Below are 10930 nucleotides of genomic sequence, written 5' to 3' on the forward strand. Positions count from 1 at the left end.
TCATCCGTCTTGGCGCTGCGCGCCAGTCCACCTTCTCCCACAAGGGGAGAAGGCAGAAGACGATAGCATGTTGACAAAACAGGACAACCGGTCTGTTTATAAACAGGACAACCGCCCTGTTTTTGGAGACTGACGGATGAACCTGCCCCTGAATGCCACGCCGCAACCTGCGGTGCTCGCCTCGCCTGTGGTCGAGCTGCGGCAATACACGCTGAAGCCCGGCAAGCGCGACACGCTCATCGACATCTTCGACGGCAGACTGATCGAGGGCCAGGAGGACGTCGGGATGACCATCATCGGCCAGTTCCGGGATCTCGATCGTCCGGACATGTTCGTCTGGATGCGCGGCTTCGACGGCATGGACGCGCGCAGGGATGCACTGACCGCCTTTTATGGCGGGCCGGTCTGGGCGGCGCACAGCAATCCAGCCAATGCGACAATGATCGATTCCGACGATGTGTTGCTGCTCAAGCCGGCATGGCCAGGCGCCGGTTTCGACCTCTCGGGCACACTGCGGGCAGGCTTCACCGCTGACAAGAAATCGAGCCGGAACAAACCCCTGTCGGCCATTGTTGTGACCCAGATTCATCATTTGCGGCCAGGCGCCGAGGGCATTTTCGCCAATCGCTTCGAGACCGAAATGGCGCCGCTGATGACGGCGCCCGGCGCGCGTCTGTTCGCCGCGTTCGTTACCGAGCATGCCGAAAACAGCTTTCCGCGCCTGCCGGTACGGGCCAGTGAAAACGTCTTCATCAGCGTCATGGGTTTTGACAGCCAGCAAACACACGCCCGCCTTGACGCCACGCTTGCCGGTTCGCCTGCATGGCAGGCGTTTTGGCAAGCGGCCCGGCAGGATCTGACCAGACCAACGGAGACATTGCGTCTGTCCCCGACCTCGCGTTCTCGACTTGGACATCAGTTCGATAGCAACGGTGCCGAAGCCCAGCAGGACGTGCCACCGGCACGCCCATTGTTCGGGCGCTAATCGAACCCGAAACTCTTACCGATGGCGTTGGCAACAAAGGCCGGATCCTCCCAATGAGGATTGTGGCCACACTCCTCGGCGTGCACGAGGCTTGCCCCAACAAGGGCATCCAACAGCCTCCGCTGATGCGCCTCGCCGAACAGCGGGTCGTGCGCGCCGGCAATGATCAGCGTTCGAGCCTGCACGGCTCGTGCCGCACCACTCAAATCCGTGCGGCGAATTTCCTTCAGGGTCGCTTGCCAGCGTGATGCCGGCATCTCCGAGGCGTCTTTCGCCAGGCCAGCGAGAAAGGCCCGGGGCACGCCAGGCCGGCAGGCATGCCACCAGGCATAGAACGGGTTGGCCGGCGATATCGGGTCGCGCAGAGCCTGAACGCCCATGACCAGTGGATGGTTCTGCGCCAGGTCGGGCTTCAATGTGCCGGCCAACAGCACCAGCCCGCCGATGAGCTCGTCATGCCGCGCAGCCAACGCGATAGCCACCATGGCGCCCAGCGAATGGCCGACGACCACCGGCCGGTCAAGCCGCAAGTGGACGATCAATCCGGCAATGTCACTTGCGAAATCAGCAATGCCAAAGCGCTCGCCAGTTTGCGAGCCGCCATGGCCGCGCAGATCCGGCATGACCAGCCGACGTCCCGCCAGATGCGGCGCCAGGAGCGAAAAGCTGCGGCTGGTGTCGGTGAAGCCGTGCACCAACAGCAGCGCCGGCTCGGCGCCGGCGACCTCGACATAGGCGATGTCGAGTGCGCCGCTGTTGACGAATTGCTTGCGGCCAGCCCAGCCGTCCTGTTCCGCCCAGGCATTCGGCAAGGCATCAAATGCTGCCGGTCTCACAGGCCAAGCTTTTCCTTGACCGCGGCAAGGCCGGGCTTGCCGTCGAATGTGGTGACGCCGGCAAGCCAGGTGTCCAGACGATCCTTGTTCAGCTTGATCGCCTTCAACCCCGCCTCTTCCGGCTTCATGCCGTCATTGATCAGGTATCCCATGCCGACATTCTCGATATCGATGTCAAAGGTGAGGTTTTTCAACAATTGCCCGGCATTCGGGCACTGTTGCAGATAGCCTTTACGCACCTGCGTGGTCACCGTCGCGGCACCGAGGTTGGGGCCATAAAATTTGTCGCCGCCGGTGAGATACTTGAAATCGTACATCGTGTTCATCGGATGCGGCGCCCAGCCCTGGAAGACGATGAATTGCTTTTCCTTGATCTCATAGCCGACCTCCGACAGCATGCCGGCTTCGCTCGACTCGACGACCTGCCAGCCGTCTAGGCCAAGCGAGGGATCGGCAATGGCATCCATCATCAGCTGGTTGGACCCAGGTTCGATGCCGTACATTTTCTTGCCGAACTTGTCGGCGAACTTGTGCAGGTCGGCAAAATCCTTGACGCCGGCGTCCCAGACGTAGGTCGGCACGGCGAAGGTGTATTTGGCGCCTTGCAGATTGACGCGCACGTCTTCGACCGAGCCATCCTTCTTGTAGGGCTCGTAATAGGTGACCATGGCCGGGTTCCAATAGCCGAGGAACAGGTCGAGATCGTTGTTCTTCATGCCTTCATAGATGACGTTGATGCCCAGCACCGAGCTCTGCGGCTGGTAGCCGAGTGCACCGAGCAGGACATTAGCAACGCCGGTGGTGAAGGCAAGATCGTTCCAGCCGGGTTCGGCCATACGGACCGCCCTGCACTGTTCGGCCTCGGTCGCTTCAGCCGCATGACAGGCCAACGCCAGGGCAGCGAGACAGGCACCATTTGCAAGGATGCGGAACATTTCGGTTCTCCTCATTTTCAAAATTGACCTTTTGGTCTGTTTATTGTCCCATTGGTCAATTGTTGATCTGGGCGGACGAAAATGTCAATGTGGAATCGCAATGCATGGATCGATCCGGTGAAACTCAAGCGTCTTAGCGAGATACGCCGCAGGGAACTGCGGCAGGCGGCGTTCGCGGTGCTGGAGCGCGAGGGCATTGCAGGCGCGACGCTGGAAAAGGTGGCGGCCCAGGCCGGCGCCTCGAAGGGAATCGTGCTGCACTATTTCCGCAACAAGCAGGAATTGTTCGAGCACGCGATGCGCGAAGCCAACGCGGTCCTGTGCCAGGCGGTGATCGCGCGGCTTCGCCGGGCGATCACCCCGATGGAGCGCATGGATGCTGTGATCGAGGGTAATTTCGAACCGCATCTTTTTCAGCCTCCTCTCTGCCATGCCTGGCTTTCGCTCTGCGCCGAGGTGCCGCGCGACGAGAAGATGGCGCGTATCCAGAGAGTGATCCACGCGCGCATGCGCTCGAACCTGTTGTCCGGCCTGCGCGGCCTCGCCTCGCCGGCGGATGCCGACGACATCGCTCTTGGCGTCACCGCGCTGATCGACGGGCTTTGGCTGCGGCTCGGCCTGCAGCCGGGCAGCGTCTCGCGCGAACAGGCGGTCCGCCAGGTCAAGAATTTTGTCGCGGGGCGGCTCGCCATTCGGGAGCCGGTGCGAGAGCCGGCGGTCGAAGTTAATACCGTCGGATAGGTCGATGGCTTGACCGCAGCCGCTTATATGCGGTGCTCTCGACGGCCAAGCTGCCTCGGAGCGTAGAATGAGACTTCACGACAAGCGCGCGCTGGTTACCGGCGGATCGGACGGCATAGGCCTTGCGATCGCCGAGTCCTTTTCGCGTGAGGGTGCCGACGTCCTGATCGTCGGCCGCGACACCAGAAAGCTCGATGCCGCCGCCAGGCAGCTCGGCGGCAATGTCGAGACGCTGTCGGCCGATCTTGCCACCGGCGCCGGCATCGAAGCCGTGGCCGGGCACGTGAAAAACTGCGCTCGGCCGCTCGATATCCTCGTCAACAATGCCGGGGTGGCTTTCCTGGTACCGTTCGAGACGGTCAGCGAGGAGCAGTTCCAGCAATCCTTCGCGCTCAATGTGACGGCGGTGTTCTTCCTCACACAGGCTCTGCTGCCGCATCTGGCAGCCGGCGCGTCGGTGATCAACATCTCGTCCTACTTCGCCAACAAGATGATCCCGAAGCGGCCGTCGAGCCTCTATTCCCTGTCGAAGGGCGCGGTGAACTCGCTGACCAAATCGCTGGCTTTCGAACTCGGCCCGCGCGGCATCCGCGTCAACGCCATCGCGCCCGGCACTGTCGACACCGCCATGCGGCGCAGGACAGTCGACTACCTGCCGGCCGAGGCAAAGGCGGCGCTGAGCGCCTATGTCGAGCGCAGCTATCCGCTCGGCCGCATCGGCCGCCCCGACGATCTGGCCGGTATCGCGGTCTATCTCGCCAGCGACGAGGCCACCTGGACCAGCGGCGGCATCTTTACCATCGACGGCGGCTACACGGCTGGGTGAGTGCCCCGGCTCTCCCGTCGAGGGGTGAAGGCTTCAACCGATTTGCATCCGTCCCGCCCGCAATCTCCGCTTGAAGCCGTTTATGCAACGCGATACGCCGTTGCCGACTTCGACAAGGAGAGACCCGTGACTGCTGCAAAGACCAGAACCGAAACCGACACGTTCGGCCCGATCGAAGTCGCCGCCGATCGCTATTGGGGGGCGCAGGCACAGCGTTCGCTCGGCAATTTCAAGATCGGTTGGGAGAAACAGCCGGCGTCGATCGTTCGTGCACTCGGCATCGTCAAGCGGGCGGCGGCGGAAGCCAACATGGAACTGAAGCGGCTCGACCCGGCGATCGGCAAGGCGATCATCGGGGCAGCGCAAGAGGTCATCGACGGCAAGCTCAACGACCATTTCCCGCTGGTTGTCTGGCAGACCGGCTCGGGCACGCAGTCCAACATGAACGCCAACGAAGTGATCTCCAACCGGGCGATCGAGATGCTGGGCGGCGTCATGGGCTCGAAGAAGCCCGTGCATCCCAACGACCACGTCAATATGAGCCAGTCGTCGAACGACACCTATCCGACGGCCATGCACATCGCGTGCGCCGAGCGCATCGTGCACGACCTGCTGCCGGCCCTGAAGCACCTGCACAAGGCGCTGGACGCCAAGAGCCGGGCTTTCGCCCACATCATCAAGATCGGCCGTACGCACACGCAGGATGCTACCCCCCTGACGCTCGGCCAGGAATTTTCGGGCTATGCCGCGCAGGTCGCCTCGTCGATCAAGCGCATCGAGCTGACGCTGCCCGGCCTGCAGGAGCTGGCGCAGGGCGGCACCGCCGTCGGCACCGGGCTCAATGCGCCCGTCGGCTTCGCCGAGAGGGTGGCGGACCGCATCGCCGCCATCACCGGCATCGCCTTCGTGACCGCGCCGAATAAGTTCGAGGCGCTCGCAGCCCACGATTCCATGGTGTTCTCGCACGGCGCCATCAACGCCTGCGCCGCCGCCCTGTTCAAGATCGCCAACGACATCCGCTTCCTCGGTTCCGGCCCGCGTTCGGGCCTCGGCGAACTGTCCCTGCCGGAAAACGAGCCGGGCTCGTCGATCATGCCGGGCAAGGTCAATCCGACCCAGTGCGAGGCAATGACCCAGGTCTGCGTGCAGGTGTTCGGCAACAATGCCGCGCTCACCTTCGCCGGCAGCCAGGGCCATTTCGAGCTCAATGTCTACAACCCGCTGATGGCCTACAACTTCCTGCAGTCGGTGCAGTTGCTCAGCGACGCTTCGGTCTCTTTCACCGACAATTGCGTCGTCGGGATCGAGGCGCGGGAGGACAACATCAAGGCGGCACTCGACCGCTCGCTGATGCTGGTGACGGCACTGGCGCCGACCATCGGCTACGACAATGCCGCCAAGATCGCCAAGACCGCGCACAAGAAGGGCACCACCTTGCGCGAGGAAGCGCTGGCCACCGGGCTGGTCAGCGAAGCCGACTACGACCGGCTGGTGCGGCCGGAGGACATGACGCACCCGGGGTAAGATTTGGCGACGGGAAAAATTACTCGCGTCGCGACCTCACTCGACGCGAATTTTGCGTAAGTCGCCCGATCACGGAAACGTAGGTACTGTGAACAATGTGTCGCCAGTCTGGCGGCTTTGGTGAACAGTCGGCTTGCTCTATTTGGGTTGTATTGAACCCTTCCAGAGAGAGCCACCATGTCCATCAACACTTCAGTCGCCGGTTCCGGCGCTTCCAATGCCTCAGCCACCATCCTCCTCGGCCGCGTCCTGCTTGCCGTGATCTTCCTGCTTTCAGGTTTCGGCAAGCTCACTACGATTGCCGGCACAGCCGCCTATTTCGGCAGCCTCGGCCTGCCCGTGCCGACCGCGACGGCCATCATCGTCGGCCTGATCGAGCTTCTCGGCGGCGCCGCCATCCTTGTCGGCTTCCAGACCCGGATTGCCGCCTGGGTGCTCGCTATCTTCACCGTCGCCACCGCGCTGGTCGCCCACACCGGTTGGGCCGATCAGATGCAGATGATCAACTTCCTCAAGAATCTGGGGATTGCCGGCGGCTTCATCGTGCTGGCCACCTCGGGCGCCGGCGCCTATTCGATCGACGCCAAGCGCGGCTGATCCACAGCCAGAATTCGAAAACAAAAGCGGCGCGGAATTTTCCGCGCCGCTTTTTCGTTGTCGGTGCACAAGTCCATGTCCCGATTTGCCAGCCGGATTTGTGCCCGCATTGCTGGTAGGATCGACCGTCGGATGTGCAACAGGACCAGCCGGCCCGAGTGACAGCGGAGATAAGCATGCCACGAAACGCACTGCTTCTGCTTTCCCGGCTGCTGCTTGCCGCCTTGTTCGTACCCTCCGGCTTCCAAGCGGTTTCCGACATTGCCGGCACGACGGGCTATTTCGCCGGCCTCGGCCTGCCGCTGCCGACCCTTGCAGCCTGGGGTACCGGCTTGTTCGAACTGATCGCCGGGCTGCTCATCCTGGTCGGTTTCCAGACCCGGGTCACCGCTCTGCTGCTCGCCGCCTTCTGCATCGTCGCTGGTTTCATCGGCCACTACGGCCAGGGCGGCGACGATGCGATGCTCGCCTTCCTGCATTCGCAGATGCTGATGAAGGACATCGCCATATCGGGCGGCTCTTTGGCGCTGGCGATGGCCGGCGCGGGTGCCTGGTCTGCCGACGGGCGCGGTTCGGCGTAAGGCCTACTTCACAGATACGTTCTATTTCACCGAAACGCTTGGACCGCCCTCGACGGCCAGCACCAGCCGGCGGTTGGTTATCCTTGCCAGTTGCGCCAGGCGCCCGGCCGGTCGTTCGCCATAGAGGTCGGCCAGCGATGCAGGCAGCACCAGCGCCAGCACGCCGTTGCCGCGCTGTTCCCATTTCAGCCGGGGCATGATGCCGGGCATCGATGCCGTCAGCAGATAGACGACGCGCATCATCGCCGCCAGCACGCGTGCCCGCTCCAGGTAACGCGGCGAAGCCAGCGCCTTGATCTCGGGTGCGATCGCTTCGTTGAAGATGCCGTCGTGACGATAGGCGTTGGCCAGTGCCAGGAAGGCACGGCCGGGATGGTCGACGCCGAAGAAGGACGCATGCGCGATGATGTTGAGCGACTGCTTGCCGCGATATTCGGGATGCGCGCGCCAGCCGATGTCGGCCAGCAATGCGGCGGCGTGGCGATAGCGCGCCTCGTCCTCGGTCTCGTCGATGCCGAAGGCGGCAAAGGTCCTGGCGGTCCAGTCGACAAGTTCATGCGCATGGGTGACGGAGCGTGAGCGCAGCCGGGCGAGTTCCTCCGACGCGGAAATCAATGGATCGGCCTTCTGCTCGGCCTGGTCGAGCAGGGAATAGAGAAAGCCCTCGCGCACACCGAGCGCCGAGACGATGATCTTCGACGGCTGCATCGCCGCCATGATCTCCTGCAGCACGATGGCGCCATAAGGCAGCAGAGAACGGCGGTTCTTCGAAACGCCTTCGATGCCCTTGACCTTCTCGATCTCTGCCTTGGCCACCTGCTTGAGGAAGTTCGTCGCACTTTCGGCGCTGATCTCGTAATGGTGCATGACGCCAAGTGGGTAATTTGTCATTTCCATGTGCAGCCGGGCGAGATTTCGCCAGGTGCCGCCGACAGCGTAGAAGGGCCTGCCCTGCCCGCCTTTCAACAGCTTGGCCCTCGACAGTTCGTCACGCGTGATCTTGGCCGCCTGGGTCAGCGAGTTCTTCGCCATGTCCTGCAGGCGCAGGCCGCCCAGCGGCAGCGTTATGCCGTCGCCGATCGCCTCGCCGTTGACGTCGACCAGTTCCAGACTGCCGCCGCCCAAATCGCCGGCGATGCCATTGGCCGGGTGGAAGCCCGAAATGACGCCGAGCGCCGAATAATAGGCTTCCTGGCGGCCACTGATCACACGGATCTCGGTCTTGAGCACGTCCTCGGCGCGATGGATGAAATCGGGACCGTTGATCGCCTCGCGGGCCGCGGCGGTGGCCAGGACATACATGTGCTCGGCGCCGGCCTGGTCGGAGAGCGCGCGAAAGCGGCGGAACTCCTCCATCGAGCGGGTCACCGCCTCGGGGTCGAGCTTGCCGGTGGAAACAATGCCGCGGCCGAGGCCGGCTAGCATCTTTTCGTTGAACAGCATGGTCGGCGAGCGCGCCAGCCCCTCATAGACGACGAGGCGGATCGAATTCGACCCGATGTCGATGATGGATAGCGGTCGGCGGTCCTGCAACCGGCCCTGGGAATCAGACAGCATCAGGTGGACGCTGCGGCGTTCTTCTTGCGGCGCTTGAACTGCGCGATGCGCTTGGGCGCGTGCGACTTCAGCGCGTCACCCCGTCCCGACAGGCTCGGATTGGTCATGAAATATTCCTGCGCGTTGAACGGTTCCTCGCCCTCCTCCAGCACGACGCGCCGGGAGGTTCCATCAGCCAATACGTCGAAACTTTGCTGATTGTCCATGATGTTGCCCAGCATGATCTGGCCCAGGATCTGTTCATGCACAGTTGGATTGGTGATCGGCACCATGGTCTCGACACGGCGGTCGAGATTGCGCGGCATGAGGTCGGCCGAAGAGATGTAGAGGATCGCCTCGTCCGATGGCAGCCCATGGCCGTTGCCGAAGCAATAGATGCGGCTGTGTTCCAGAAAACGGCCGACGATCGACTTGACCCTGATATTCTCCGACAGGCCCGGCACCTGCGGCCGCAGGCAGCAGATACCGCGCACGACGAGGTCGATCTCGACGCCGGCACGGCTTGCGTCATAGAGCGCATCGATGATGATCGGATCGACAAGCGCGTTCATCTTCATCCAGATGCGCGCCGGCCTCCCGTCCACCGCGTGGGCAATCTCGTCGGCAATATGCTTCAAGATGCGGCTTCTCAGCGTGAACGGTGAGATCGCCAGCCGCATTTCATCCGTCGGCTCGGCATAGCCAGTGATGAAATTGAAGAGCTGGGCGACATCGCGGGCGATCGTCGGGTCGGTGGTGAAGAAAGACAGGTCGGTGTAGATGCGCGCGGTGACCGGATGGTAGTTGCCGGTGCCGAGATGCACATAGTTGCGCAGCTTGCCGTCCTCGCGCCGCACCACCAGCGACATTTTCGCATGGGTTTTCAGCTCAAGGAAGCCGAACACGACTTGCACACCGGCGCGCTCCAGGTCGCGCGCCCAGCGGATGTTGGCTTCTTCGTCGAAACGCGCCTTGAGCTCGACCAGCGCGGTCACTGACTTGCCGGCCTCGGCCGCATCGACCAGCGCGCGCACGATCGGGCTGTCGTTGGAAGTGCGGTAAAGCGTCTGCTTGATCGCCACCACTTCCGGATCGGCCATCGCCTGGCGGAGGAACTGCACCACCACATCGAAGGATTCGTAGGGGTGATGGACGACGATGTCCTTCTCGCGGATGGCGGCGAAGCAGTCGCCGCCATGCTCGCGGATGCGCTCGGGAAAGCGCGGATTGTAGGGCGTGAACTTGAGGTCGTCGCGCGGGACGGCGACGATCTCGGAAATCTGGCTGAGCGCCAGCGGACCGGTCAGAACGCTGATGCGGCTCGACGATACGCCTAGCTCGCCGGCAACGAAGTCGCGCAGTTCGGCCGGCATCAATACGTCGAATTCGATGCGGATCACCGAACCGCGGCGGCGGCGCTTCAGCGCCGTCTCGAACAGGCGCACCAGATCCTCGGACTCCTCCTCGACCTCGATATCACTGTCGCGGATGATACGGAACGTGCCGGAGCCCTTGACCTCGTAGCCCGGGAACAGCTTGCCGATGTAAAGGCCGACCGCCTCTTCCAGAGGGATGAAGCGGACATGGTGCTTGCGGTCCGGCAAACGGATGAAGCGCTTCAGCGCCACCGGCAGGCGCAGAAGCGCGCTCATCTCTTCGCCGTTCTTGCGGTGGCGCAATTGCAGAGCCATCGAGAAACCGAGATTGGGGATGAACGGGAACGGATGCGCCGGGTCGATCGACAGCGGGGTCAGGACCGGAAACACCTGCTCCTGGAAATGGTCTTCCAGCCAGATCTTTTCGTCCTTGGTCAGTGCGTCGCGGGTGATGCTCTCGATGCCTTCCTTGTTGAGCAGCACGATGAGCGCCGAAAGGCTCTTCTGCTGGTCTTCCTGCAGCCGTTCGACCTCCCGCAGCAATTGTTCGAGCTGCTGTTCGGGGGTGCGGCCGTCAGGGCTCTTCAGCGTGATGCCCTCGCGCACCTGGCCGGCAAGACCGGCGACGCGGACCATGAAGAACTCGTCGAGATTGGCCGCCGAGATCGACAGGAAGCGGACGCGCTCCAACAGCGGGTGATTGAGGTTCAGCGACTCCTCGAGAACGCGCCGGTTGAACTGCAGCCAGGAAAACTCCCGGTTGACGAAGCGATCCGGGTTGCCGGCCTCCGGGCGAGCCACCTCGACATTCACGAATTCGCTCTGCACCGGCTTCAGTTCGTTCATTTTTCCTGCTCTTCCCTCACGCTCCGCCGCCGAGCGACGCAACCGTCCCGGATGCGCCGCAGGTGCCCTGAAGCGAGGCCTGACCCTCTCCGTAAACCGATTCCGTTTTCGGGGTCATTGCCTTAACCGGCTTAGCTTATCCTCTGA

The 10930-nt window shown here is 62.8% G+C and carries 10 protein-coding genes; 6 read left to right on the forward strand and 4 right to left on the reverse strand.

Annotated features, from left to right (window positions below):
* Nucleotides 1–136: 136 nt before the first annotated feature.
* The gene (locus HNQ71_RS02745) at nucleotides 137–985 is read left to right on the forward strand and encodes an NIPSNAP family protein (RefSeq protein WP_184871066.1); all 849 of its coding nucleotides are present in this window, start codon (nucleotides 137–139) and stop codon (nucleotides 983–985) included.
* Here the strand turns inward: HNQ71_RS02745 and HNQ71_RS02750 are convergent.
* Complete coding sequence (locus HNQ71_RS02750) at nucleotides 982–1821, reverse strand: alpha/beta fold hydrolase (RefSeq protein ID WP_343068005.1); 840 nt, start codon at nucleotides 1819–1821, stop codon at nucleotides 982–984. The genes HNQ71_RS02745 and HNQ71_RS02750 overlap by 4 nt on opposite strands.
* The gene (gene choX, locus HNQ71_RS02755; protein ID WP_184871067.1) at nucleotides 1818–2756 is read right to left on the reverse strand and encodes a choline ABC transporter substrate-binding protein; all 939 of its coding nucleotides are present in this window, start codon (nucleotides 2754–2756) and stop codon (nucleotides 1818–1820) included. The genes HNQ71_RS02750 and choX overlap by 4 nt, the downstream gene beginning before the upstream one ends.
* Nucleotides 2757–2837: 81 nt before the next feature.
* On the opposite strand from choX, the gene betI reads away from it, so the two are divergent.
* From betI to HNQ71_RS02780, 5 genes are all read left to right on the forward strand, one after another.
* Entirely contained in the window at nucleotides 2838–3497 is a 660-nt protein-coding gene (betI, locus tag HNQ71_RS02760) for a choline-binding transcriptional repressor BetI (protein WP_184871068.1), read from the forward strand.
* A gap of 67 nt (nucleotides 3498–3564) precedes the next feature.
* Nucleotides 3565–4323, forward strand: coding sequence for an SDR family NAD(P)-dependent oxidoreductase (locus HNQ71_RS02765; protein ID WP_184871069.1), 759 nt, complete (start codon nucleotides 3565–3567; stop codon nucleotides 4321–4323).
* 126 nt (nucleotides 4324–4449) lie between these two features.
* Complete coding sequence (gene fumC, locus HNQ71_RS02770) at nucleotides 4450–5847, forward strand: class II fumarate hydratase (protein WP_184871070.1); 1398 nt, start codon at nucleotides 4450–4452, stop codon at nucleotides 5845–5847.
* A gap of 177 nt (nucleotides 5848–6024) precedes the next feature.
* Nucleotides 6025–6444 carry a DoxX family protein gene (locus tag HNQ71_RS02775; protein WP_184871071.1) on the forward strand — a complete coding sequence of 140 codons (420 nt, stop codon included), beginning with the start codon at nucleotides 6025–6027 and terminating at the stop codon, nucleotides 6442–6444.
* A 176-nt stretch (nucleotides 6445–6620) separates the two neighbouring features.
* Nucleotides 6621–7025 carry a DoxX family protein gene (locus HNQ71_RS02780; protein WP_184871072.1) on the forward strand — a complete coding sequence of 135 codons (405 nt, stop codon included), beginning with the start codon at nucleotides 6621–6623 and terminating at the stop codon, nucleotides 7023–7025.
* Nucleotides 7026–7046: 21 nt separating this feature from the next.
* Here the strand turns inward: HNQ71_RS02780 and ppx are convergent, their stop codons facing one another.
* Nucleotides 7047–8582 carry an exopolyphosphatase gene (gene ppx / locus HNQ71_RS02785; protein WP_184871073.1) on the reverse strand — a complete coding sequence of 512 codons (1536 nt, stop codon included), beginning with the start codon at nucleotides 8580–8582 and terminating at the stop codon, nucleotides 7047–7049.
* Nucleotides 8582–10783: an RNA degradosome polyphosphate kinase gene (locus tag HNQ71_RS02790; RefSeq protein ID WP_184871074.1), complete on the reverse strand. Its 2202-nt coding sequence runs from the start codon at nucleotides 10781–10783 to the stop codon at nucleotides 8582–8584. The genes ppx and HNQ71_RS02790 overlap by 1 nt, the downstream gene beginning before the upstream one ends.
* Nucleotides 10784–10930 lie beyond the last annotated feature (147 nt).

This window comes from Mesorhizobium sangaii, from assembly GCF_014207355.1.
Classification (GTDB): domain Bacteria; phylum Pseudomonadota; class Alphaproteobacteria; order Rhizobiales; family Rhizobiaceae; genus Mesorhizobium; species Mesorhizobium sangaii.